General features: G+C 68.9%; 23 protein-coding genes and 2 riboswitches. Of the genes, 13 read left to right on the top strand and 10 right to left on the bottom strand.

Features of this window, described 5'->3' with window-relative positions:
• Positions 1-49 precede the first annotated feature (49 nt).
• Positions 50-2,224, bottom strand: coding sequence for a glycoside hydrolase family 15 protein (locus ACM6LR_RS37750; RefSeq protein ID WP_414941588.1), 2,175 nt, complete (start codon positions 2,222-2,224; stop codon positions 50-52).
• 242 nt (positions 2,225-2,466) lie between these two features.
• Positions 2,467-2,597, top strand: a riboswitch (TPP riboswitch).
• Between ACM6LR_RS37750 and thiC the strand changes: the two genes are divergently transcribed.
• Positions 2,591-4,237: a phosphomethylpyrimidine synthase ThiC gene (gene thiC / locus ACM6LR_RS37745; RefSeq protein ID WP_414941587.1), complete on the top strand. Its 1,647-nt coding sequence runs from the start codon at positions 2,591-2,593 to the stop codon at positions 4,235-4,237. (Overlaps the previous riboswitch by 7 nt.)
• Positions 4,234-5,055: a bifunctional hydroxymethylpyrimidine kinase/phosphomethylpyrimidine kinase gene (gene thiD, locus ACM6LR_RS37740; RefSeq protein WP_414941586.1), complete on the top strand. Its 822-nt coding sequence runs from the start codon at positions 4,234-4,236 to the stop codon at positions 5,053-5,055. The genes thiC and thiD (ACM6LR_RS37740) overlap by 4 nt, the downstream gene beginning before the upstream one ends.
• A 63-nt stretch (positions 5,056-5,118) precedes the next feature.
• Here the strand turns inward: thiD (ACM6LR_RS37740) and ACM6LR_RS37735 are convergent, their stop codons facing one another.
• On the bottom strand, positions 5,119-6,648 hold the full coding sequence (locus tag ACM6LR_RS37735) for an alkaline phosphatase family protein (RefSeq protein WP_414945494.1): 1,530 nt from the start codon (positions 6,646-6,648) through the stop codon (positions 5,119-5,121).
• A 145-nt stretch (positions 6,649-6,793) separates the two neighbouring features.
• On the opposite strand from ACM6LR_RS37735, the gene ACM6LR_RS37730 reads away from it, so the two are divergent.
• The 4 genes from ACM6LR_RS37730 (at position 6,794) to ACM6LR_RS37715 (ending at position 9,109) form a co-directional block, all read left to right on the top strand.
• Positions 6,794-7,186, top strand: a complete 393-nt coding sequence (locus tag ACM6LR_RS37730; RefSeq protein WP_414941584.1) for a zinc-binding dehydrogenase — start codon at positions 6,794-6,796, stop codon at positions 7,184-7,186.
• The gene (locus tag ACM6LR_RS37725) at positions 7,147-7,305 is read left to right on the top strand and encodes a zinc-binding dehydrogenase (RefSeq protein WP_414941583.1); all 159 of its coding nucleotides are present in this window, start codon (positions 7,147-7,149) and stop codon (positions 7,303-7,305) included. Before ACM6LR_RS37730 ends, ACM6LR_RS37725 begins: the two co-directional genes overlap by 40 nt.
• Positions 7,306-7,451: 146 nt before the next feature.
• Positions 7,452-8,282, top strand: a complete 831-nt coding sequence (gene thiD / locus ACM6LR_RS37720; RefSeq protein ID WP_414941582.1) for a bifunctional hydroxymethylpyrimidine kinase/phosphomethylpyrimidine kinase — start codon at positions 7,452-7,454, stop codon at positions 8,280-8,282.
• 26 nt (positions 8,283-8,308) lie between these two features.
• Positions 8,309-9,109, top strand: coding sequence for an ion transporter (locus ACM6LR_RS37715; RefSeq protein WP_414941581.1), 801 nt, complete (start codon positions 8,309-8,311; stop codon positions 9,107-9,109).
• Here ACM6LR_RS37715 and ACM6LR_RS37710 read toward each other — a convergent pair.
• From ACM6LR_RS37710 to thiO, 4 genes are all read right to left on the bottom strand, one after another.
• Positions 9,106-9,540: a MarR family winged helix-turn-helix transcriptional regulator gene (locus tag ACM6LR_RS37710; protein WP_414941580.1), complete on the bottom strand. Its 435-nt coding sequence runs from the start codon at positions 9,538-9,540 to the stop codon at positions 9,106-9,108. The genes ACM6LR_RS37715 and ACM6LR_RS37710 overlap by 4 nt on opposite strands.
• A 109-nt stretch (positions 9,541-9,649) precedes the next feature.
• Positions 9,650-10,408 carry a thiazole synthase gene (locus ACM6LR_RS37705; protein ID WP_414945498.1) on the bottom strand — a complete coding sequence of 253 codons (759 nt, stop codon included), beginning with the start codon at positions 10,406-10,408 and terminating at the stop codon, positions 9,650-9,652.
• Positions 10,409-10,418: 10 nt separating this feature from the next.
• Positions 10,419-10,619, bottom strand: coding sequence for a sulfur carrier protein ThiS (gene thiS / locus ACM6LR_RS37700; RefSeq protein ID WP_005160548.1), 201 nt, complete (start codon positions 10,617-10,619; stop codon positions 10,419-10,421).
• Positions 10,619-11,689: a glycine oxidase ThiO gene (thiO, locus tag ACM6LR_RS37695; protein WP_414945493.1), complete on the bottom strand. Its 1,071-nt coding sequence runs from the start codon at positions 11,687-11,689 to the stop codon at positions 10,619-10,621. The genes thiS and thiO overlap by 1 nt, the downstream gene beginning before the upstream one ends.
• Positions 11,683-11,790: riboswitch (TPP riboswitch) on the bottom strand. It overlaps the preceding gene by 7 nt.
• A gap of 30 nt (positions 11,791-11,820) precedes the next feature.
• Here thiO and thiE point away from each other — a divergent pair.
• Positions 11,821-12,486 carry a thiamine phosphate synthase gene (gene thiE, locus ACM6LR_RS37690; protein ID WP_414941577.1) on the top strand — a complete coding sequence of 222 codons (666 nt, stop codon included), beginning with the start codon at positions 11,821-11,823 and terminating at the stop codon, positions 12,484-12,486.
• A 76-nt stretch (positions 12,487-12,562) separates the two neighbouring features.
• On the opposite strand, the gene ACM6LR_RS37685 is transcribed toward thiE, so the two are convergent.
• Positions 12,563-13,273: a hypothetical protein gene (locus tag ACM6LR_RS37685; RefSeq protein ID WP_414941576.1), complete on the bottom strand. Its 711-nt coding sequence runs from the start codon at positions 13,271-13,273 to the stop codon at positions 12,563-12,565.
• A gap of 150 nt (positions 13,274-13,423) precedes the next feature.
• Between ACM6LR_RS37685 and ACM6LR_RS37680 the strand changes: the two genes are divergently transcribed.
• Complete coding sequence (locus ACM6LR_RS37680; protein ID WP_414941575.1) at positions 13,424-14,362, top strand: threonine ammonia-lyase; 939 nt, start codon at positions 13,424-13,426, stop codon at positions 14,360-14,362.
• 98 nt (positions 14,363-14,460) lie between these two features.
• Here the strand turns inward: ACM6LR_RS37680 and ACM6LR_RS37675 are convergent, their stop codons facing one another.
• Positions 14,461-15,996 (bottom strand): MFS transporter, encoded by a 1,536-nt coding sequence (locus ACM6LR_RS37675; protein ID WP_414941574.1) that lies wholly within the window; start codon positions 15,994-15,996, stop codon positions 14,461-14,463.
• Between the two features lie 67 nt (positions 15,997-16,063).
• Positions 16,064-16,843, bottom strand: coding sequence for a GntR family transcriptional regulator (locus tag ACM6LR_RS37670; protein ID WP_414941573.1), 780 nt, complete (start codon positions 16,841-16,843; stop codon positions 16,064-16,066).
• Between the two features lie 140 nt (positions 16,844-16,983).
• On the opposite strand from ACM6LR_RS37670, the gene ACM6LR_RS37665 reads away from it, so the two are divergent.
• Positions 16,984-18,027 (top strand): SIS domain-containing protein, encoded by a 1,044-nt coding sequence (locus ACM6LR_RS37665; RefSeq protein WP_414941572.1) that lies wholly within the window; start codon positions 16,984-16,986, stop codon positions 18,025-18,027.
• Positions 18,024-18,974 (top strand): N-acetylglucosamine kinase, encoded by a 951-nt coding sequence (locus ACM6LR_RS37660; RefSeq protein ID WP_414945492.1) that lies wholly within the window; start codon positions 18,024-18,026, stop codon positions 18,972-18,974. The genes ACM6LR_RS37665 and ACM6LR_RS37660 overlap by 4 nt, the downstream gene beginning before the upstream one ends.
• Positions 18,975-19,081: 107 nt before the next feature.
• Here the strand turns inward: ACM6LR_RS37660 and ACM6LR_RS37655 are convergent, their stop codons facing one another.
• Complete coding sequence (locus tag ACM6LR_RS37655) at positions 19,082-19,786, bottom strand: DUF3159 domain-containing protein (protein WP_414941570.1); 705 nt, start codon at positions 19,784-19,786, stop codon at positions 19,082-19,084.
• Between the two features lie 273 nt (positions 19,787-20,059).
• Here ACM6LR_RS37655 and ACM6LR_RS37650 point away from each other — a divergent pair, with 273 nt between their 5' ends.
• The 3 genes from ACM6LR_RS37650 (at position 20,060) to ACM6LR_RS37640 (ending at position 22,470) form a co-directional block, all read left to right on the top strand.
• Entirely contained in the window at positions 20,060-20,899 is an 840-nt protein-coding gene (locus ACM6LR_RS37650; RefSeq protein ID WP_414941568.1) for an SGNH/GDSL hydrolase family protein, read from the top strand.
• A gap of 406 nt (positions 20,900-21,305) precedes the next feature.
• Entirely contained in the window at positions 21,306-22,034 is a 729-nt protein-coding gene (locus ACM6LR_RS37645; RefSeq protein WP_414945491.1) for an OmpA family protein, read from the top strand.
• 7 nt (positions 22,035-22,041) lie between these two features.
• The gene (locus tag ACM6LR_RS37640) at positions 22,042-22,470 is read left to right on the top strand and encodes a hypothetical protein (RefSeq protein ID WP_414945490.1); all 429 of its coding nucleotides are present in this window, start codon (positions 22,042-22,044) and stop codon (positions 22,468-22,470) included.
• Positions 22,471-22,549: the final 79 nt, after the last annotated feature.

Below are 22,549 nucleotides of genomic sequence, written 5' to 3'. Positions count from 1 at the left end.
TTCAACCCGGCAACGGCGCCGATACGGAGCTACGTGAGCGCGACAGGGCTCAGCACCCCAGGAAGTGGCACCGCACCACCCGCGGCTGCTCGATCACCTTCCCCGCCTGCACCGACCAAGCGAGCCGGAGGTACTGCGCGTGCGTCCAGGCCAGCGGCGTCGCGGACGCCGTCGGAGTACCCGCGGGGAAGCCCGTTTGACCCGAAGGCGCGTTCTCGTCCCAGACCTGCTCCGGCATCGTTTCCCCAGAGCTGCTGACGCGGCCAAGGTCGCGAAGCCGCTTCGCAGCCGTACCCCGGTCACCCGCGGCGAGGTCGTACTCGCCGCGTTCCCCCGCGAGCAGTGGCCAGAGTCGCCCGAAAGTGGTCCGGCTCTCGGCCGGGAACGTGTAGTCCCACGGTGAGCCGTCGGCCTTCTCGCCGTAGCCGTCCTTCGTGTAGCGGTGCCAGAACTGACCCATCGGAGTGGTGAACGCGATGTCGGCGTCGGTGACCTCGACGCTGTTCCGGATCACCGGATCGTCGGCCCGGTAGATGCCGAGTCGCACCAGTTCGAGGAATCCGGCGTCGGTCACGGCACGCTGGTCCATGGTCACGCTGGAATTGCCCAGGTTGTACTTCGTGCCGTTGTTCGCGTCGCCGTCCTTGGTCAGCCGGACGAAGTACGGGTCCTTCGACAGCGGACCGTTCGTGGTCACCGTCCACCGGGCGAGTTTCGCCTTGAACGCGTCGGCGGTGTGGAGGTAGCGCTTCGCGTCGGCGGCGGCGCCGTTCGCCTTGGCGAGATCCGCCGCGCAGACCAGTCCGGCGATCACCGCGGCGATCGTCGAAGGCGAATAGCCGTCCTGCTCCTCCCAGCGCTCCTGCTGGCTGTACGGCGACGCGTGACCGTTGTCCGCCTTGTAGGACAACAGGAATTCCGCGGCCTTGCGCACACCTTGCCAGGTTTTGGCGTCGGTGCGGCCGAGTTGCTGCGCGAGCACGATCGGCAGCGCGGTCTCGTCGAGCTGGATGGACTTCCAGTACGGTGTGCCGTCGACGTGGCTGTTCTGCGGCAGATGCCCGTCCGGCAGCTGCTGCGTGCCGAACATGTAGTCGACCGACCGGTTGGCGGCGTCGCGGTCGCCGGCGGCGAGCAGGCCGGTCGCGATCTGGTAGAGGTCGCGCGGCCAGACCAGGTGGTAGGTGCCCGACGGCGACCATTCCGGGTCGTTGTTGCCGAAGCGCCACGGCATGCTCGGCGACGCGATGAGCGCCCCCTGATGGATCTTGTCCTCACTCGCCGCGAGCATGAGCACGGACGCCTTGTAGAGGTCCCGTTCCTGCTTGGTCTTGAGGGACGACGGCACGTCCTTCACCTGACGGAGGTACTGCTTCCAACCGCGGTCGTACGCACGGGCGGCATCGGCGAATCCTCGTCGTTGCGACGCTTTCGCGTTGGCGAGCGCTTCGGAGTCCTTCGCGCCCATGCCGAGCGAAAGCGTGAAGTCCCGCGAGCGGACACCGTCGGCGGTCGTCTGCCCGGTGAGCAGCACGTTGCCCTTGGCCGCGCTCGCGTAATCCTTGAGTGTGAAAGACTTCGTCAGCTGAGTGATGCCGTCGGAGGAACCCGCGTAGCCCACGGAAGTGCGCGAAAACGCCGGTTCGGCGGTCAGCGCGGCCGCGGTCTTCGCGTCGGCCGCGACCGCGTTCACCCCGACGGAGCGTGCGGAGTCGTCGGATCCCTCGTTGGTGAGATCGGGGTCCGCGACCGCGTACACTTGGTACGGGCGGCCGGTCATCGAGACGAAGTCGACGTCGATCAGCACACTCGCGCGCGCCGGGTCGGTGACGTAGGTCTTGCGGACTTTCCAGCGGCGCTGGTCGTCGGTGATGGTCTGCTCGTAGGTGAGACCGTCGGCGCCGGTGCGGCGCACCTGCTGCGACCTGGCCGAGGAATCGACGGTGGCGAAGCTCTTCCCGTCGGTGACGACCAGATCGAGCGCGCGAACACCCGGCGTCGACAGGTCCGGGTAGTAGACCTCGGAGAGGCGACCACCCTGCAAGGTGAACCAGACGTTGCTCGCCCGGTCGCGAGCGGTGCCGAAGCCGGTCTTGTCCGCCGGGAGCCAGCTCGGATGGGCGCCGGGGGCTCCGGGCGCCTCGCCTCCCTGTGCCGTCGCCACCGCCGGGACCAGGCCGGCGATCAGCACGCCTGCCAGTGCCGGGAGCATGAGTTTCCGCATAACCACCCCAGACTTCTGTAACGGTGCAGAACCTCAGGATTCTGTCGTGAATCCCGTGCGAGCACATGCTCCAAACCGGTGAACCGCTAACGCTGTCGACTTGTCGATCACGCAAGTAGAGGACTGGTTGCGGTAGTTGCACGCGCATGGACCGCAACCAGTCCTCTACTTGCGGCTTCGGAGTGACCGATCCCCCGGAGGGTTGATTGCGGGAGCCTCCGCGTGGCATGGTCGGGGGACAACCAAACAACCGCGGGAGCTCGCGCCATGGCGGGCTGAGAGGGCGGCTGGTGTCTTTCTAGGGGACCCGGTGCCGCCGACCGCATGAACCTGACCGGGTAATGCCGGCGTAGGGAGTGAACGTCGTTGACGACGCTTGAGAACGGTACCCAGAACATCACGCCGACCGTGACCACCGGGCCCATCACCGGTTCCCGCAAGGTCTACAACCAGACGGAATCCGGTCTCCGGGTCCCCGCCAGGCGGATAGATCTTTCCAACGGCGAACATTTCGATGTTTACGACACCTCTGGCCCGTACACGGACACGGACGCGCAGATCGATGTCCACAGTGGACTTCACCGGTTGCGCGCGGGCTGGGCCGATGGCCGGGAGCACAACACCCAGCTGGGCTGGGCCAAACAGGGCGTCATCACCCGCGAGATGGAGTACATCGCGGCACGTGAGCGTTGCTCCCCGGAATTCGTGCGGGACGAGGTCGCGCGCGGCCGCGCGGTGATCCCGGCCAACCGTAAGCACCCGGAGAGCGAGCCGATGATCATCGGCAAGAACTTCCTGGTGAAGATCAACGCCAACATGGGCAATTCGGCCGTCTGGTCCTCGGTGGAGGAAGAGGTCGACAAGATGGTGTGGGCCACCCGCTGGGGCGCCGACACCATCATGGACCTCTCCACCGGGAAGCGGATCCACGAGACCCGCGAGTGGATCGTCCGCAACTCGCCGGTCCCGGTCGGCACCGTGCCGATCTACCAGGCACTGGAGAAGGTCGACGGTGAACCGGAAAAGCTGTCGTGGGAGGTCTACCGCGACACCATCATCGAGCAGTGTGAGCAGGGCGTCGACTACGTCACCGTGCACGCAGGCGTGCTGCTGCGCTACATCCCGCTGACCGCGCGCCGGGTCACCGGCATCGTCTCGCGTGGTGGCTCGATCATGGCCGCCTGGTGCCTCGCGCACCACAAGGAATCGTTCCTGTACACCAATTTCGCCGAACTCTGCGAAATACTGCGCGAGTACGACGTCACCTTCTCCCTCGGTGACGGCCTGCGTCCCGGCTCGATCGCCGACGCGAACGACCGCGCGCAGTTCGCCGAACTGGAGACGCTGGGCGAGCTCACGCACATCGCCCGCGAGCACGACGTCCAGGTGATGATCGAAGGCCCCGGCCACGTGCCGATGCACAAGATCAAGGAAAACGTCGAACTCGAAGAGAAGCTGACCGGCGAGGCGCCGTTCTACACCCTCGGCCCGCTCACGACCGACATCGCACCGGCGTACGACCACATCACCTCGGCCATCGGCGCGGCACAGATCGGCTGGTACGGCACGGCGATGCTCTGCTACGTCACGCCGAAGGAACACCTCGGCCTGCCAAACCGCGACGACGTCAAGACCGGCGTCATCACCTACAAGATCGCCGCGCACGCCGCCGACCTCGCCAAGGGGCATCAGTACGCGCAGGAGTGGGACGACGAGCTTTCCAAGGCCCGCTTCGAATTCCGCTGGAACGACCAGTTCAACCTGTCACTGGACCCGGACACCGCGCGTTCGTACCACGACGAGACGCTGCCCGCGGAACCGGCGAAGACAGCGCACTTCTGCTCGATGTGCGGGCCGAAGTTCTGCTCGATGCGCATCACCCAGGACGTCCGCAAGTACGCCGAGGAGCACGGACTGTCCACTGTGGAAGCTATCGAAGCAGGCATGTCGGAGAAGTCGAACGAGTTCGCCGAGCAGGGCAACAAGGTCTACCTGCCGGTGGTCAACCAGTGACGGAAACCCCCAGGACCGCCCTCACCATCGCCGGATCCGACTCCGGTGGTGGTGCGGGCATCCAGGCCGATCTGCGAACCTTCTTCGCCAACGGGGTGCACGGGATGGTCGCGATCACCGCGGTCACCGTGCAGAACTCGCTGGGCGTGCAGGGCTTCAGCGAGATCCCCGTCGACGTCGTCACCGGCCAGATCAAGGCCGTCGCGACCGACATGGGCGTCGACGCCGCGAAGACGGGAATGCTCGCGACGGCCGAGATCATCGACGCCGTCGCCAAAACGCTCGACGAGGTCCACATCGGACGGAACACTTCGACGCCGTTCGTCGTGGACCCCGTCGCCGCTTCGATGACCGGGCACGCGCTGCTGCGCGAGGAGGCGCTGGAGGCGATCCGCACCGAGCTCTTCCCGCGCGCCACGCTGATCACCCCGAACCTCGACGAGGTGCGGCTGCTGACCGGCGTTCCCGTGACCGGTCCGGCGACCCAGCGGGAAGCGGCGGAAGCGTTGCTGGAGTTCGGTTCCGAGTGGGTGCTGGTGAAGGGCGGGCACCTCGACGCGGCCCAGGACTGTGTGGACCTGTTGTCCGACGGCGAAACGTGGGTCGAGTTGAGCGGGCCGCGGTTCGACACGCGGAACACGCACGGCGGCGGGGACACGATGGCTTCCGCGATCACGTCTTCGCTGGCGAAGGGAGCCGACGTGCCTACCGCGGTGAGTGCGGGGAAACGCTTTATCGAGCGTTGTGTGGCGGAGTCGTATCCACTGGGGGCGGGCGTTGGCCCGGTTTCACCCTTCTGGCGGCTCAGCGAGGCCTGAGGCGTGAGATGAACGGGACTTTCATCTCGAAATTTGCGATGAAAGTCCCGTTCATCTCAGCCGCTACCGAGTCGTGACGCGAGGAGCGTCCACGGCCCAGTACCAGTTGTTGCCCGCCGCGTAGAGCCGCCAGGTCAGCTTCACCGAACGAGCACCCGCGGGAACCTTGACCGAAGCCGACGTCGGTACCGAAAGCACGTCGCCGCCCTTGTTCGCCGTACCGGACTCCGGCCCGTAGGCCAGCACGCCCTGCTCGGGACCGCCGTCGAACGACGCCGTCAGAGCGCCCCGCTGCGTCCCGTCCTGCCGGTAGTGCGAGACGAACGAGACGTCCACAGTGGACCTACCGCTGACCTCGAGCCCCGGCGATACCAGTGAGGAATCGAAGGTTCCGCGCGAGGAAGGCGAGCCCTTGTCGTCCCACTCGTCCGGGTCGGCGACCGCGAAGACACCGCGTGCCCGAGCGTTCGCCTCGCGCTGCTGGCCGGGAGCCGTCCGGGTCCAGAAGTCGTCGTTGGTGAAGGCCCAGCCCTGCCATTCCGCGACTCCGGCCGGCATTCCGGACGCGTTCCGCACGGTCCAACCGCCCGGCGCGTCGTGCGTCCAGCCGAGTACTCCCGACGGGACACCGGTTTCGTCCTGCCTGGGCTTGAAGACAGCCGTGTCGAAGACGTCCGAAGGCGCGGCACCGAGCGGGTAGCCGTCGTAGGCCGCCGGAGCCGCGACACCGAGGTGCCGCAACACCGTGGGCGCGATGTCGATGATCTTCGGTGCCACAGCGGGGATTCCGGCCGGGACCGCGCCGCCCGCGGCGATCACGAACGTCATCCGTTCTTCGGGGGTGTCGCCGCCATGACCGCCCGAAGGGGTGTGGCCGTGGTCGGCGGAGATCATGATCAGCCAGTCCTCGCTTCCACGGTTCGACCGCGCGTCGACGGCGGCGAGCAACCGGCCGATCAACGCGTCGTCGGTGCGCAAAGTGGCTTCGTACCGCGAGGAATCCGCGCCGTGGTCGTGGCCCGCGATGTCCGTCTGTCCGAAGTAGACGAACGACGCGTCGGCCTTGTCCTGTCTGAGGTGCTTTTCCGCGTCGACGGCGACCTGCTCGTCCGTCTTCTCGTAGCCGGCGCTGTCGCCGTTCTGGACGAACTTGCGGTCCTGGCCGGTGCGCAGGATCTTGTCGCTGATCGGCGTCCAGTCGACGGCCGCGTAGGTGTCGAGAGCCGGGTTCGCGGCTTCGGCACGGGCGAGCCAGCTCGGGTGCGAGGCGAGGTCGTTGCCGGCGAAGGAGTTGTCCTTCACCTTGTGCTTGTCCGGCCAGACGCCGGTGAGGATCGTGGACCAGCCCGGACCGCTGACCGTCGGCGCCATCCCACTGCCGTACAGGGAACTCCGCGAGGCGTACCCGCGCTTCACGAGCGCGTGGACATTGGGGGTGTCGGCGGCCATCAGCTTGTCGAACCGGGCGCCGTCCAGGCCGATGACCAGCACCTTCGGCGCCTTGGCCTCGGCCGCCGCGAAGCTGTCGGTCAGGCCCGAGCTGAGCCCGGCGACGGCCACCATGGCCGAGAGGAGGGAAAGCGTTCTGCGCACAAAAGCCTCCGGATAACTTATCCGTACCAATTGTTCGTCAAGTTAGTGTGGCGAATCGACTTCCCGGTGAAGTCCGGGTGCCCGCCGGACGGACTTCAGCCGACGGGCTCCATCACCCGCGAGTCGTAGGCCTCGCGGGCTCCAGGTGGACATCGCCGACGTCCAGCCCGGACAGCGGGTGCTGGTCGACGCCGCCGCGGGCGGGGTGGGCCACCTCGCCGTTCAGGTGGCGAAGGCGCGCGGCGCGTACGTCCTCGGCACGGCGAGCGCCGGAAAGCACGACTTCCTCCGCGACCTCGGTGTAAACGAGCCGATCGACTACCACGACGAAATCGCGACGGCGTCCGAGGTGGATGTCGTGTTCGGGCTGGTCGGCGAGCAGAGCGACCTGCGCTGGCTGGACGAGGCGAAGCCGGGCGGCCTGCTCATCGCGGTTCCCGTCGGCGTGAGCGAGGCCGTCACCGCGAGGCCGAAAAGCTGGGAGTGCGGACGTCGGGAATGCCCGCCGAACCCGATCAGTTCGGCCTGCTGGCGCTGACCGAACTGATCGAGAAGGGCGATGTGCGCGTCCACGTCGACCAGACCTTCCCGCTGGAGGACGTCACCAAGGCCCACGATGTCGGCCGTGTCACCGGAAAGCTCGTCCTGACGGTCTAACCGCGCGACAGATGGCTCGGGCCGCGTGCCGGTATCGACTCCGGGGTGTCGCGAAAGCCACTATCGGGACACCACATGTCCCGAAAGTGGCTTTCGCGACGTCCGCCGCCGGGGCAGGACGGTGGACCAGTCGGGAAAATGGACCCATGAGCGAAAATCCGAGCCCGCCGTCCGCGCTGACCATCGCAGGCTCCGACTCCGGCGGCGCCGCCGGTCTGCAGGCGGACCTGCGCACGTTCCTCACCTGCGGGGTGCACGGCCTGGTCGCGGTGACCGCGGTGACCGTCCAGAACACCCTCGGCGTGCACGACCGCACCGACATCCCGGCGCGGATCGTCGCCGGGCAGATCGAGGCCGTCGCGGCCGACATGGGCGTCAACGCGGCCAAGACCGGCATGCTCGCCTCGGCCGAGATCATCCACGCCGTGGCCGCGGCCTGCGACAAGGCGGAAATCGGGCGCGACCGGAAGGTGCCGTTCGTGGTCGACCCGGTCGCCGCGTCGATGCACGGACATCCGCTGTTCGACGAGGACGGCCTGGTGGCGCTGCGGGACGAACTCCTGCCCCGCGCGACCGTCCTCACACCGAACCTCGACGAGGTCCGGCTGCTGACCGGGATGACCGTGACCACCCGCGAGCAAATGCACCAGGCGGCGGTCGTCCTGCACCGGCTCGGCCCGAAGTACGTGCTCGTGAAGAGCGGTCACCTCGTCTCCGACCCGGAATGCGTCGACGTGCTCTTCGACGGTTCCACGTTCGTCGAACTGCCCGGCGAGCGGTTCGCGACCCCGCACACGCACGGCGCCGGGGACACGATGGCGTCGGCGCTGACGGCCGGTCTCGCGAAGGGCATGTCCGTCGTGGAGGCCGCGCGCTACGGCAAGTGGTTCGTCTCACACGCGGTCGAAAACGCCTACCCCATGGGCGCGAAGGTCGGCCCGGTTTCGGCGTTTTGGCGGCTTGCGCCGGAGCACTGAGAACACGTCCCGTTACGATCTGTGCCGTGATCGGACGCGAGCGGGTCGCCAAGGTCGTCGAGGCCCGCGGCTTTCAGCACTTCATCATCGCGGTGATCGTCTTCAACGCCGTCACGCTCGGTTTGGAGACCTCGACGAGGATGCTCGCGGAGTACGGGCCGCTGCTGCACACCGTCGACCACATCGCGCTCGGGATCTTCGTGCTCGAACTGGGCGCGAAGTTCTACGCCTATCGCGCGAAGTTCTTCCGCGACCCGTGGAACATCTTCGACCTGCTCGTCGTGGGCATCGCGGTGATCCCCACGACCGGGCCGTTCGCGGTGCTGCGGGCGTTGCGGGTCCTGCGGGTGCTGCGGCTGATCTCGGTCGTGCCGTCGATGCGGAAGGTCGTCACCGGGCTGCTCGCGGCGATCCCCGGGATGGCGTCGATCGCCGCACTGCTCGCGCTGATCGTCTTCGTCGCGGGCGTGATGGCGACGAAGCTGTTCGGCGCGATCTCGCCGGACAACTTCGGCGACCTCGGCACTTCGCTGTTCACCCTGTTCCAGGTGATGACCGGCGAGGCGTGGCCGGACATCGCCAAGGAGATCATGAAGGAAGCACCCATGGCCTGGGTGTTCTTCGTGGTCTACATCCTCGTGTCCAGCTTCGCCGTGCTGAACCTGTTCATCGCCGTCGTGGTCAGCGGAATGGAAGACGAGCTTCGCCAGGACATCCGCGAAGAAGAGGCGAAGCAGGCCGAAACCCAGGCTCTGGCGAACAAGGAGATTCTGGATGAGCTTCGGGCTCTTCGCGCCGAAGTCACAGCGCTACGCCAGAGCTCCTAGCGGTCGTCGTCCGCGATAAGCGCTTCAAGCGCCGGAAGAGCCGCCGCGAGCGCCGCCTGATGTTCGGGAGTCAGCCGGTCGAGGCGCATCCCCAGCTCGTGCACGCGCGTCGACCGGACGCCGGAAACCAGCCTCTCGCCCTCTTCGGTCGCCTCCGCGAGCCAGGCCCGCCTGTCGATCGGGTCCGACTCACGGCTGACGTAGCCGGCCTCGACCAGCGAAGCGACGATCCTCGACATGGTCGCCGCGGCGACGCCTTCCTTCGCCGCGAGATCACCCAGACGAAGCTGACCGTAGTTCACGAGCGTCGCGAGCGCGGAAATCGCGCCGTGGCCTGGTCCGGGCACCCCCGCCTGGCGCAGTGACCGGGACAACCGGCCCACCGCCAGGAACAATCTGCCCGAAACATCCTGGACCGCTGACGTGGTCACCACTGGCTCCTCTGGGTACACGGCGGCGGGTGCGCCGCCGGAGAGTGCCGTCAACCATACGGGCTTCCGGTGCGTACTCGCTGTCAAGTCCGTGAACCGTACAAAAGGGTTATCGGGGCGGGCTGGAGGCGTGCGCCCAGAACCGCCGCGGGATCCGCCCCGCCCCCGCGGCAAGCCGTCCGGCGATGACGGCCGCGCGCATCGCCGACGCCATCCGTTCCTGGTCCGCGGCCCTGGTCACGGCGGTGGAGAGCAGCACGGCGTCGCAGCCGAGCTCCATCGCCAGCGTCGCGTCCGAGGCGGTGCCGATACCGGCGTCGAGGATCACCGGGATACCCGCGCGCGACACGATCAGCTCGATATTGTGCGGGTTCCGGATGCCGAGACCGGTGCCGATGGGCGCGCCGAGCGGCATCACGGCCGCGCAGCCCGCTTCCTCCAGTCGCAGCGCCAGGACGGGGTCGTCGTTGGTGTAGGCCAGCACGGTGAAACCGTCCGCGGTGAGCTGCTCGGTGGCCTCGAGGGTCTCGAAGGGGTCCGGCAGCAGCGTGCGGTCGTCGGCGTGGACTTCGAGCTTGACGAGGTCGGTTTCGAGCGCTTCGCGGGCGAGCCGGGCGGTGAGGACGGCTTCCGCGGCCGTCCGGCAGCCGGCGGTGTTGGGGAGCAGGCGGATGCCGAGCCGCCGAAGCAGTTCGAGGACACCGGAGCCGCCTTCGGCGTCGGCCTTGCGCATCGCGACGGTGGTCAGTTCCGTGCCGGACGCCACCAGCGCGCGTTCCACCACGGCGAGGTTCGCCGCGCCGCCGGTGCCGATGATCAACCGCGACGTGAGCTTGTGCTCGCCGATGACGAGGTGGTCGCCGTCCATACCGGACATTTCAGCCTCCTTGAACAGCGGTGAGGATGTCGACGCTGGCGCCTTTGCGCACCACTGCTTCCGGCCATTCGCCGCGCCGGACGACCACGCCGTCCACCGCGACCGCGACCCCCTTCGTCGCCGTGCCCAGCGCCTCGAGCACGCCCTCGACGGTGGTCCCGTCGGGGAACTCGCGCCACTGGCCGTTGACCTGGATCTCCATCACACCCGCTCCTCGCTTCCCCGCGACGGCGTGGCCGCCGCGGCCTCGTCCGGCAACGGCCCGCCGTTCAGCCACGCGACCGCGGCGTCCGCGGTGAGCGGGGCCATCAGGAGGCCGTTGCGATGGTGGCCCGTCGCGGCGAAGACGCCTTCGCCGAGCTCACCGATGAAGGGCATCGTGTCGACACTCGCCGCGCGAAGCCCGGCGGCGGTCTCGACGAGTTCGTACTCGGCGATGCTCGGGAGGACGCGCTCGGCGCCTTCGAGCAGCTCGCGGACCCCGCGCGCGGTGACGGTCTCGTCGAAACCGGCCTCGTACTGGGTCGCGCCGAGCACTACCTCGCCGTCTTCACGCGGGACGAGGTAGATCGGGCGGCCCTCGACGATCGCGCGGACGGTCCGGCGCGGCGGCGGCAGGCAACCCCGGCGCGGCCTCAGCCGGAGGATTTCGCCCTTGAGCGGGCGGACGGCGTCGGCGAGCGCGGGGTGCAGGCGCCCGGTCCAGGCGCCGGCGGCGAGGACGACAACGCCGAAGTCGTCGAGGCCGGTGACGGTCTCGTGGCGGAATTCGACTCCGTGCCTGCCACAGGCGTGTTTGAGCGCGTGAAGCAGCCTTCTGTTGTCCACGGCCAGATCGCCGGGCACGAGCAGTCCACTTCGGACGGATGCGGCGAGACCGGGTTCGGCGCGCCGGGCCTCGCGGCCGGTCAACCGCTCGACCTCGCGGCCGAGTTCGGCGAGGTACGCGGCGAGCATTTCGAGGTTGCCCGCGTCGGCGCTGTCCAGCGCGACGACGAGCGTGCCGTGCGTCGACAAGCCTGGGTCAACGCCCTCTTCGGCCAGGTCACGGGCGAAATCCGGCCAGCGCCGCAGCGAAGCTTCGCCGAGGGTGAGGACAGTCTCCTCGCCGGGCCAGGCCTCGGTGACCGGTGCGAGCATGCCGCCCGCGAGCCACGACGCTCCGCGCCCAGGATCGGGGTCGTACACGGTGACGTGATGGCCGCGCGCGGCCGCGCGCCAAGCGACCGAGAGGCCGATGACCCCGCCGCCGACTACCGAAAGTTCCTTCATGAACGCACGCTCCCTGCGCCGGCATGACCCGGATCAGGTTCCACGGTCGGAGCGGTTTCGGCTCCCTCTCAGCCCGTCCTCGGGCTCCCGTGCGGACCACCCCACCGTAGCGCGCGAGTACCGTCGCCGCCATGCCCACCCTGTCTGGTTCGGAGATCCGCGCCCGGTTCGCGGATGCCCGCCTGTACCTCTGCACCGATGCCCGGTCCGGCCGCGGCGACCTCGCCGAATTCGCCGACGCGGCACTGGCGGGCGGGGTCGACATCATCCAGCTGAGGGACAAGTCCGGCGGCGCCCCGATCGAGGCGAAACACGAGATCGCGGCGCTGGAAGTACTCGCGGAAGCATGCGAGAAGCACGGCAAGCTGCTGGCGGTGAACGACCGCGCGGACGTCGCGCTCGCCGTCGGCGCGCAGGTGCTGCACCTGGGCCAGGACGACATCCCGGTGCCGCTGGCGCGTCGCGTTCTCGGTGACGACGTGGTGATCGGCCGGTCGACCCATTCGGCCGAGCAGGCCAAGGCCGCCGCCGAGGAGCCCGGCGTGGACTACTTCTGCACCGGCCCGTGCTGGCCGACGCCGACGAAGCCGGGCCGGTCCGCTCCCGGGCTCGACCTGGTGCGCTCCACCGCGGCTTTCGGGACGTCGCGGCCGTGGTTCGCGATCGGCGGGATCGACACCGAACGGCTGCCCGAGGTGCTGGACGCGGGGGCGTCGCGGATCGTCGTCGTCCGGGCGATCACCGAGGCCGAAGACCCCGAGGCCGCCGCTCGCACCCTCCGCTCCGCCCTCGCCTGACCCCCGCGTTTCGTCCTCTAGTTGCGGTAGTTGGTGGTGCGAACTACCGCAACTAGAGGACGAGTTGCGGAGGGGGTCACGGCGCGGGGGTGCCGGAGGCGGGAGCCGAACGGGTCGCCGGGGGCGCCTGAGAAGTCGACGGAGTCGTCGAAGGCGTCGTCGGAGGAGCCTCGGTGGTGGTGGGAGCCGTCGGCGTCGTCGACGGAGTCGACGTGCTCGAAGGCGTCTTCTCGGGCTGTTCGTCCTGGGTCTCCGAAGGGGACGTCGCCGGCGGAGTGTCGTGCTTGTCCTGCCGCTCCTGGGCCTGCCCGCCGCCGATGAACTTCCCTATGGTCGTCCCGGTCCCGCCGCCGAAGGTCTTCCCGGTCGCGCCCTCGAAGCCGGTGATCGCGACGAGCGCCACCACGAACGCCACCAGGCTGACCCCGGCGATCACCGCCCAGCGCGGCTTGAACTTCCGCTCGGAGGCCTCTTCATCCCCCGTCGGGGTGAGCCGGACGGTCTCCTGTTCCGACGGGTCGAGCACCCGGCGCCGTCCCGGCACCGTCAGCACGACGCGCGCCTTCAGCGCCGCGTCCTTCGTGCGTTGCAGCGAACGGAGGTACAGCTCGCCGCCGAGCGTCGTGATGACACTCGCCAGTCCCGCACCCGCCACCGTTCCGGCCACGCCGAGCGTGGAACCCAGCAGCGCCGCGGTGATCGCGGCCATCGCGGCCGCCGTCACCTGGACGATCCTCCCCTGCTTTTCCGTCTTTTCGGTGTCCTTCTCGGAAGTCTCCTTGGTCATGATCCCGTTCTGCAGCTAGTCGATTCTCAACCGGTCCTAACGAATAAGGCGCGCGGGATGCTCCCTTCGTTGTCCACACGTGAGGAGCGCCACGCCGTCTGTCCAAAAAGGACTGTCCATGGTTCACAATTCCTTGACATGATCAGGCGTATGGAACTGGTCTCAATCGAGGAAATCCGCGACGCGGCGAGCCGGATCAAAGGTGCCGCCGTACGCACGCCGCTACTGGAACAGTCGTGGGCACCGTTGTGGCTCAAGCCGGAAAGCCTGCAGCCGATCGGCGCTTTCAAGGTTCGCGGCGCGTATAACGCGATCGCCGCGCTGAACGAAGCTCAGCGCGCTCGCGGCGTCGTCGCGTTCTCCAGCGGTAACCACGCGCAAGCGGTCGCTTACGCGGCGAAACGGTTCGGAATTCCCGCGGTGATCATCGTTCCGGACGTCGCACCACGCGCCAAGGTCGAAGCGACCAAGGCACTCGGTGCCGAAGTCATCGAGGTCCCGATCGACCGTCAGGAGTCCTCCGCGTTCGCCGTCGCGGACGAACGGAACCTCTCCATGATCCCGCCGTTCGACCACCGCGACGTCATCGCCGGACAGGGCACGATCGGCCTGGAGATCGCCGAAGACCTGCCGGACGCCGGCGTCGTGCTCGTCCCGCTCAGCGGCGGCGGGCTGGCCTCTGGCGTCGGCACGGTGATCAAGGCGCTGCTCCCCGGCGCGAAGGTCATCGGCGTCGAGCCCGAACTCGCGGCCGACACCGCCGAGGGGCTGCGCGCGGGCAGGCGGATCGAATGGCCGATGGACCTGCGGGCGCGGACCATCGCCGACGGCCTGCGAGCCCAGCCGTCGGACCTGACCTTCGCCCACCTCCAGTCGGTGCTGGACGACGTCATCACGGTTTCCGAGGAGGAGATCCGGGAGACCGTCCGGACGCTGGCACACCGCGCCCGCCTGATCGCCGAACCGAGCGGCGCCACCGCGACCGCCGCGTACCTGTTCCACCGCGGCGAACTACCCGAGGGCAAGACCGTTTCCGTCGTCTCCGGCGGCAACATGGACCCGGCCACGCTGGCCGGGATCCTGGCTTAGTGCCGACACGTGTGTCCAAACGGAAGACACACGTGATGGGGTGGACAACACGCGTGATGGGGTGGACATCACGCGTGACGTCCGTCCGGTCGCGGCACTCAGGTCGGGTGGCCGGTGGGACGGACGTGCGTCGGCGGCGCGTCGACCCCGCAGTGGAGACACTCACCCGGGTGGGGCGATTCGTCGGTGTCCGCGGGGTCGTCGGGGTCGTCGGGGTCGTCATTGGAAGGCGTGTCGAGCACACCGTTGTGGATGCCGAGCGCGATCAGCCCACCCCCGATCGCCAGCGCCGCGCACACCAGCAACGCCGTCCGCCAGCCCGAGGTCAGCGCCACCGGATCGGTGTAGGCGGCACCGGACAGTCCGGCCACGGCGGGCAGCACGGCGATCGCGAGCAGCCCGCCGGACCGCGCGATGGCGTTGTTGACGCCGGACGCCACCCCGGCGTAGCGGTCCGGCGCGGCGGCGAGCACGGTCGCGGTCACCGGCGCGACGACCGTCGCCAGCCCGGCACCGAACACGACTACGGCGGGCAGCACCGAGCCGAGGTACGTCGACCCCGGCCCGACACGCATCAGCAGGAGCATCCCGACGCCGACCAGGATCGGGCCGGCGACCAGTTGCGCCCGCGGGCCGATCCGCTGCGCCAGCGCACCCGACCGGCCCGAGAACACCAGCATGATGACGGTGATCGGCAGCCCGGCGAGCCCCGCCTCGGTCGGCGAATAGCCGAGCGACACCTGCAACTGCATGACCATCAGCATCATCACGCCGCCGAGCGCGGCGTAGACGACGAAGGTGAGCGCGTTGGCGAGGCTGAACGTCCGGTCGCGGAATAGTTTCGGCGGCACCAGCGGGTCGGCGGAGCGGTGCTGGATCACCAGGAACGCCCCCAGCCCCGCGACGCCGAGGACGATGGAGACCAGGACGACGATGTCCCCGATGCCGCGTCCGGGCGCCTCGACCAGCGCGCCGGTCAGCCCGGCGAGCCCGATCGCGCCGACGGCGGCCGCGGTGAAGTCCGGATGCCCGGTCGCCTCCTCGTCGCGGGACTCGGGCACGTAGCGCTTGGCGAGCAGGACGCAGACGGCGGCCAGCGGCAGGTTGATCAGGAACGCCAGCCGCCACGACCACACCTGCACCAGCACGCCGCCGAGCAACGGGCCGATCGCCGCCGCGATCCCGCCGAGCCCGGACCACGCGCCGATCGCGCGGGCCCGGTCGTCGTGGGCGAAGGACGCCTGCAGGATCGCGAGCGAGCCGGGCGTGAGCAAAGCTCCCCCGATCCCCTGGAGGATCCGGGTCGCGACGAGCAGCTCGGTCGTCGTCGCGGCGGCACACAGCCCGGACGCGATCCCGAACCAGACGACGCCGACGATGAACATCCGGCGGCGTCCGTAGCGGTCGCCGAGCGAACCGGCGACGAGGATCAGCGCGGCGAGCGCGAGCAGATAGCCGTCGAGGATCCATTGCAGGCCCGCGACGGACGCTTCGAGTTCTTCGCCGATCCTCGGCAGGGCGACGTTGATGATCGTCCCGTCGAGCATCGCCATGCCCGAACCCACGATGGTGGTCGCGAGCACGCCGCGCGCCACCGGCGTCCCCCAGCGGATGCCCGCCGCCGTGTCAGTCATGGGACGACTGAATCATGACCGGGGACACCGGGCCACCGCGGAATTCCCGGCGTTTTCCGGGAATGGGTCATTTCCCGGAAATACCTGACTCGTCAGGCAGTAGCGTCGTGACGAACTTGTAACGATCGCCCCGGTAGATCGCTCGGGCGAACTCGACCGGTTTTCCGTCGGTGGCGAAAGAATGCCGCGAAAGGAGCAACATCGGCATTCCGACATCGGCGCCCAGCATCTCCGCCTCGTGTGGCCCGGCAAGCGCTGTCTCGATCGTTTCCTCGGCCCTTTCCAGCTCCACGCCGTAGTACTCCCTCAGTACGGCGTACAGCGAACCACCTGCGGAAACGTGTTTGCGCAAACCGCGGAACCGGCCGAGCGGGAGATGTGTGGTCTCCAGCGCCATCGGCTGCGAATCGGCCAGCCGGAGACGGCGAAGGCGAAGGATCTTCGCGCCGACCCGGATTCCGAGCAGTTTCGCCAGATCGGCCTCCACCGGCAGTTCGTCGATCTCCAGGAGCTTCGACGACGGCTTGAGGCCCTGCTTGCGCATGTCCTCGGTGTAGGACGACAACTGCAGGCGCTGCGCGAGTTTCGGCTCGGCGGCGAAAGTGCCCTTGCCCTGTACGCGGTGGAGCCTGCCCTCGGCGGTCAGGTCGGCGAGCGCCTGCCGGACCGTGGTGCGCGAAACGGTGAATTCCCCCGCCAGTGCCCGTTCCGTCGGAATCGGCGAACCCGGCGGCAACGCGTCGAGCAGATCGAGCAGATGCTGTTTCAGCGCCCAGTACTTGGGTTCGCGCTGCCCGCGCATCCCTGCCGTAGTGCCCGCCTCACCCGCGGTGGTTGTCTCCAGCATGACCGACTCCCTAAGCCTTCCCACTCAAACGCGCACCTGCCCCGCTAGGAAACGTACCCTTCACCACAAACGTCCATTCGGGCTAGCATTGGTCTAGACCTACTCGGGGGACGAAGTACGTCCCGGTGGAAGGGAACGAGATGACCGAACAGCGCCCCGGCGAGCACATGGCCGCGGAGATCTCCCAGCAACCCGCCATTCTGGCAGGAATCGTGGAGCGACAGGCCGAAATCGCCGAGGTGGCCGAAGCCATCTCCAAGCGCCCGCCCAGGTTCGCACTGCTCGCCGCCCGCGGCTCCAGCGACCACGCCGCCCTGTATGCGAAGTACCTGATCGAAGTACTCCTCGGTCTCCCCTGCGGTCTCGTCTCGCCCTCCACCGCGACGTTGTACGGCGCCCGTCCCGATCTGCGGGACGTTCTCTTCATCACAGTAAGCCAAAGCGGTGGTTCCCCGGATCTCATCGAGGTCACCGAAACCGCGCGTCGCCAGGGAGCGCTGACCGTCTCGGTCACCAACACCCCGGAGTCGCCGCTGCGTGCCGCCGCCGAACTCGGTGTCGACATCGGCGCGGGGCTGGAAAAGGCCGTGGCCGCCACGAAGACGTACTCGGCCACCTTGCTCTCCCTTTACCTGCTGATCGACGCGGTCCGCGGCGGCAAGGGCGAGGACGCGGAGAAGCTGGGCGAACTCGCGCGGCAGACCCTCGAAGGCGCCGAAGAAAACGTACAGCGCGCGGTGGACCGCTACCGGTTCGTCGACCGGGTGCTCACCACCGGCCGCGGCTACTCCTACGCCTCGGCGCTGGAAGGTTCCCTGAAGCTGGCCGAAACCAGTTACCTCGCGGCCCGCGCGTACAGCGGCGCGGACCTGTTGCACGGTCCGGTCGCCGCTGTCGACGGCGAGACAGCGGTGCTCGCCGTGACGAGCCAGGGACACGGAGTGGGCGCGATGCAGGAGGTCCTCGAGGCCGTCGGCAAGCGCGGCGCGGACGTGCTTGCGGTCGGTTCCGCTTCGGCCGACGTTCCCGCGGCCCTGCGGATCGGTGTCGCCCCTTCGGCCGAAGAGGTCGCCCCGATCCTGGAGATCCTGCCCATCCAGCGGATCGCGCTCGGCCTTTCACTGGCGCGCGGCGGTGACCCGGACAGCCCCCGCGGGCTGCTCAAGGTGACCAAGACCCGGTGAGTCATGTCATAGGGGTGGACGCCGGGGGCACGTCGACGCGAGCGATCGTCGTCGACGCCTCCGGCGCCGTCCTCGGCTCCGGGCGCGCGGGCGGGGCGAATCCCAACTCCCATCCGCCTGCCGAAGCCGCGGCGCGGATCACGAGCGCGATCACCGATGCGCTGGGAAGGTCGGACCCGGCCGCGACGGCGGCGTGTGTCGTCGGCATGGCGGGCGTCAGCAAACTGAGTGATCCGACGATCGCGGAAATCTTCGAAACCGCGTGGAAGAACGCGGGAATCAGTCCTGTGCGGACGGTCCCCGACTCCGAAGTCGCCTACGCGTCGGCCACTTCCGCGCCGGACGGTTCGGTACTCGTGGCAGGCACCGGGTCGATCGCCGGACGGGTCCGCGGCAGGCGGATGATCTCCACCGCCGGCGGTTACGGCTGGTTGCTCGGCGACGAAGGCTCGGCCTACTGGCTCGGCCGCGAGGCCGTTCGCTCCACTTTGGATACTTTGGGTCTCGGTGGTGAACCCGGCCCGCTCGCGGGCGCCGTGCTCACCGAAGCGCTTGGACCGTCCGCAGTGGACCCGGCGGGCGACCGGGCCGCGCTGTGGCGCGCGCTCATCACGAGCGTCAACGCCGAAGCGCCGATCCGGCTCGCCAGGTTCGCCCCGTTCGTCAGCGAGGCCGACCGCGACGGCGACCCGGCGGCGGACGACATCACCACCCGCGCGGCCGCCCTGTTGGTGACGAACCTCATGACCGCGCGGGATCCCGGCGAGAACACGCCGGTCGTCCTCGTGGGCAGTGTGTTGTCGCCGAACGGCCCGGTCGGCGCGAAAGTCCGCGCCGCACTCGCCGGGCTCGAGGTCCTGACCAGCACCGACGGCGTACTCGGCGCCGCGTGGCTCGCCGCCGTCGACGCGTACGGGGAAGGTGCGCCGCGGCCGGCGCACCCGTGAAAAACACCAAAAAAGAGCCCCAAAAGACCAAACCATCGACTCCGGGCCCGAACTCCGGGTACCGTAGGACCCGGCCCCCGGACCCTCCCCCCTCGCCGGGGGCCGCCTTATGTCCTGGGTAGCCCGTCGGGCTCGGAGCCGGAGGGGTTCTCGCCAGCCGCGTCAGCGCCCGCGTCGCCTTCCGCGACCCGCAGACCGGGATGTTCCGGCGGCAGTGTGCGGTAAAGCACCCAGCCGCTCACCGCGACCGTCACCGCGACCAGCGGCCAGGACAGGACCGTCCGCGCGATGCCGAGCGCGACCACCTGCCCGCTCCACCACAACGAGCCGTAAACGACGACTCGCAGCGTGTACTGCAGGAAGACCCACACCCAGCTCGCCCGCGAATACGCGCGCAGCAGCGCGGGATCGTGGCGCCAGCGGGTCTTCTGCCCGATGACGAGCCCGACGACGACGCCGAGCAACGGCCACCGGATCACGATGCTGGCCGCCCACAGCAGCGCGCTGGCCACATTGGACAGCAGCTGGATGAGGAAGAAGTCCTCGGCGCGGCCGGTGTGCAGGGCGATCAGCGCGGCGGCGATCACCGCGGCGAGGCTCACCACGACCGCGCGCGCCTTGTCACCGCGCGCGACCCGGTACGCGCCGAGCAGCACCGCCACCCCGATGGCCACCCCGGCGCCCCAGGCGATCGACTGGCCCGCGATCAGCCAGCCGATGACGAAGGCCGCGGGCGGGGCACTCGCGTCGATGGCGCCACGCCGCCCGCCGAGGATCTGGGCGAGCGACTCGCGCGGGGGTCGATAGGTCACCCTTACAGCCTGCCGGATCCATGAGCCCGAACACCCGGGCGGGGAGACGTTCGCCACATCACGTGTCCGTTTTACGTCCACTTGAGGGGAATCTCCGCAGCCCAGGAGTGTACGTCCCAGTAATGGAGATGCAGGGAAGTCCGACAAAATAAGAGACTGTGTCAACGGACTGAACCACGGGTTTCGCTCGGGTGGGATGGCAGGGGCGCTCTCAGCTGTTCGTTGTGGTGTACAAGTACCCACCGGGGGCACACGGACGGAAGGGGACCCAACGTGTACGGCTTCGACAGCTACGTGGCGATCGGTGACAGCTTCACCGAAGGACTCAACGATGATCTGCCGGACGGCACCTTCAGGGGCTGGGCGGACAGGCTCGCGGAGATCCTGGCCGAAGGCAGGCCCGATTTCCAGTACGCGAACCTCGCCCTCCGCGGGAAGACGCTCGACGAGATCCTCGAAGAGCAGCTGCCGATCGCCCTCGAGGTGAAACCCGACCTGGTCACGCTGTGCGCGGGCGGCAACGACATCATCGTGCCCGGCGCGGACGTGGACGCCGTCGCCGCGCGGCTGGAGGCGGGGGTCGCCAAGCTGCGCGAGGCCGGGATCCCGGTGCTCATCTTCAACGGGCCGGACACCAAGTACCTGTCCGTGATGCACGTCCTGCGCGGCAAGGTCGGCATCTACAACGCGCATCTGTGGGCGATCGCCGACCGCCACGGCGCGAAGTTGGTCGACTTGTGGGCGATGGCCCCGCTGCACGACCGCCGCGCCTGGAGCGGCGACCGGCTGCACTTCACCCCCGAGGCCCACCGGCGGATCGCGTTGCGCGCGGCCGAGGTGGTCGGCGTCCCGGTCGCCGACGACTGGCGCGAGCCGTGGCCGGCGTCCGAGCAGCCGAGCACCTGGATCACGTCGCGCCGCTCGGACCTCGAATGGACGAAGGCGCACCTGCTGCCATGGATCCGGCGTCAGCTCAGGGGTGAGTCCATGGGCGACGGCCTGTCGCCGAAGCGCCCCGAACTCGCGCCGTTGCTCCCGCTGGAGCAGATCGAGTCGGCGGGCGTCGCCATCCCGGCCGAAACGCTGCGGGAGATCCACCACCACGCGAGCTGACTCCGGAGCACTGAGCCTTGCGCATCCTGACGGGGGCTGAAGGGGACTTTCCCCGCATGGCATGCGGGGAAAGTCCCCTGTGCGTCGCGGCGACCCGCTCTCCGGCTGCCCCTGGCGCGACACACTCAAGCGACCACCGCGCGCTCCGATGAGACCGAGCGATGTCACTCAAGAGGGTTGTGTCCCGACCCGCCGGTGACCCCACGCCGGAAGCGGCACGGGTCCGGCGCGCCGACTGGCCACCTCGCCCCCGACGTCGCAGGCCAGGGACACGCACCACTGGCCGAAGACGATCGACAGCGCACCGGAAAACACCCGCGGATTCGTCCCAACGGTCCCCTGACGTCGGGCCGGACGGTGTGAAAGCCGGGTCGCTAACCGGCCGGACGCGGCTTACAGTTCCTTCATGCCCGGTACACGCTGGAGCCGCTTGCTGCCTACAGCGCTGCTGGTCACGCTCGCTTTGACGGCGATTTCCGTATGGTCGGCCTCGGACGACATCGAGGCCGAGCTGACGGCGCGCGCGAAAAACGCGCTGGCCGACGTCGGTGTATCCGGCGGTCAGGTGAGCTTCTCCGGCCGCGACGCGAACCTCACCGGTTTCGCGCCGAACAAGGCCGTGCAGGCGATGGACGCCATCCAGCGGGTCGACGGGGTGCGCACGGTCGAGATCTCCGGCGACACCGCCCCGCCTGCCGGACCGGTGACGACCAGCGGCGAGCCGTCGAGCCCCGCTCCGCCGAGCCCGCCGCCGAGCCCGCCGCCCAGCCCGCCGCCGACTTCGGTCAAGCCGACGGACAAGGCCGGTTTCCAGGCCGAGATCGACCGTCTGCTCACAGCCACGCCGATCACGTTCGAACCGGACAACACCGAACTCACGGCGGACGGCGAGCGCGGCGCGCTGGAGATCGCGAAGCTGCTCACGGAGGCTCCGCGTGAACTGCGGTTCCGGATCACCGGGCAGGTGGCGACCGGTTCGGACAAGAAGCTTTCGCTCAACCGGGCGAAGACGGTGGAACGGCTGCTGGAGCGCAACGGGGTCGAGCGCGACCAGGCGTACTCCACCGAACGCGAGAACTCCGGCGGTGCGAGTGGCGAGGGCCGCCGCGTCGACATCACGGCAGAACAGAGGTGATGGCTGAATGCTCTGGCTCTTCGGGCAGATCTGGCTCTGGCTGCTCATCTCCTTCGCCCTCGGCTGCGGTGTCACCTGGCTGCTGACGCGTGGCGAACGGCAAGAGCAAACGGCCCCCGAACCGGAGCGCGCCGCCCCGGCCCATGTCGAGCCGGAGCCGGAGCCCGTGCCCGAGTTGCTGTCCGCCGAGCAGACGCAGTTCCTCCCGCCCGCGCGGATCCAGGACGACGACGAACTGTTCGACCAGGAGGCAGAAGGCCACCGCGAGGGCCAGCTGACGCCGGAACCGGTGCGACCGGTCTACCACCCGGAGGAGCCGGAACCGGCGGGCCGGAACGGCACCCACGGCCACGAACCCGAGCCGGTCTGGCCGAGTGACGAGGACTGGCCGCCCGCCAGGCGGGTGCCGGAGCACCGGCCGGGGCAGGGCGGCTGACACCCGCCTGGTAAATTCGGCTACGCACTGTGAGCGTGACGCCGGGTACGTTTCTTCGATCGGGAGCCCCGGCACACGA

Origin of the sequence: Amycolatopsis sp. cmx-11-32, assembly GCF_047608695.1 — a bacterium.
Lineage (GTDB): Bacteria > Actinomycetota > Actinomycetes > Mycobacteriales > Pseudonocardiaceae > Amycolatopsis.
The sequence above is the reverse complement of the archived record's forward strand: the minus strand, read 5'-3'. Positions and strand labels throughout refer to the sequence as shown.

Excerpts from the sequence above, each read along its gene's own strand:
- ACM6LR_RS37685 (WP_414941576.1), bottom strand. The coding sequence starts at position 13,273 with ATGACCAAGGAGACTTCCGAGAAGGACACCGAAAAGACGGAAAAGCAG.
- thiS (WP_005160548.1), bottom strand. The coding sequence starts at position 10,619 with ATGGAGATCCAGGTCAACGGCCAGTGGCGCGAGTTCCCCGACGGGACC.
- thiO (WP_414945493.1), bottom strand. The coding sequence starts at position 11,689 with ATGAAGGAACTTTCGGTAGTCGGCGGCGGGGTCATCGGCCTCTCGGTC.
- ACM6LR_RS37645 (WP_414945491.1), top strand. The coding sequence starts at position 21,306 with ATGCCCGGTACACGCTGGAGCCGCTTGCTGCCTACAGCGCTGCTGGTC.
- ACM6LR_RS37665 (WP_414941572.1), top strand. The coding sequence starts at position 16,984 with ATGACCGAACAGCGCCCCGGCGAGCACATGGCCGCGGAGATCTCCCAG.
- ACM6LR_RS37670 (WP_414941573.1), bottom strand. The coding sequence starts at position 16,843 with ATGCTGGAGACAACCACCGCGGGTGAGGCGGGCACTACGGCAGGGATG.
- ACM6LR_RS37680 (WP_414941575.1), top strand. The coding sequence starts at position 13,424 with ATGGAACTGGTCTCAATCGAGGAAATCCGCGACGCGGCGAGCCGGATC.
- ACM6LR_RS37705 (WP_414945498.1), bottom strand. The coding sequence starts at position 10,408 with ATGGACGGCGACCACCTCGTCATCGGCGAGCACAAGCTCACGTCGCGG.
- ACM6LR_RS37750 (WP_414941588.1), bottom strand. The coding sequence starts at position 2,224 with ATGCGGAAACTCATGCTCCCGGCACTGGCAGGCGTGCTGATCGCCGGC.
- ACM6LR_RS37675 (WP_414941574.1), bottom strand. The coding sequence starts at position 15,996 with ATGACTGACACGGCGGCGGGCATCCGCTGGGGGACGCCGGTGGCGCGC.
- thiD (WP_414941582.1), top strand. The coding sequence starts at position 7,452 with ATGAGCGAAAATCCGAGCCCGCCGTCCGCGCTGACCATCGCAGGCTCC.
- ACM6LR_RS37640 (WP_414945490.1), top strand. The coding sequence starts at position 22,042 with ATGCTCTGGCTCTTCGGGCAGATCTGGCTCTGGCTGCTCATCTCCTTC.
- thiE (WP_414941577.1), top strand. The coding sequence starts at position 11,821 with ATGCCCACCCTGTCTGGTTCGGAGATCCGCGCCCGGTTCGCGGATGCC.
- ACM6LR_RS37725 (WP_414941583.1), top strand. The coding sequence starts at position 7,147 with ATGCCCGCCGAACCCGATCAGTTCGGCCTGCTGGCGCTGACCGAACTG.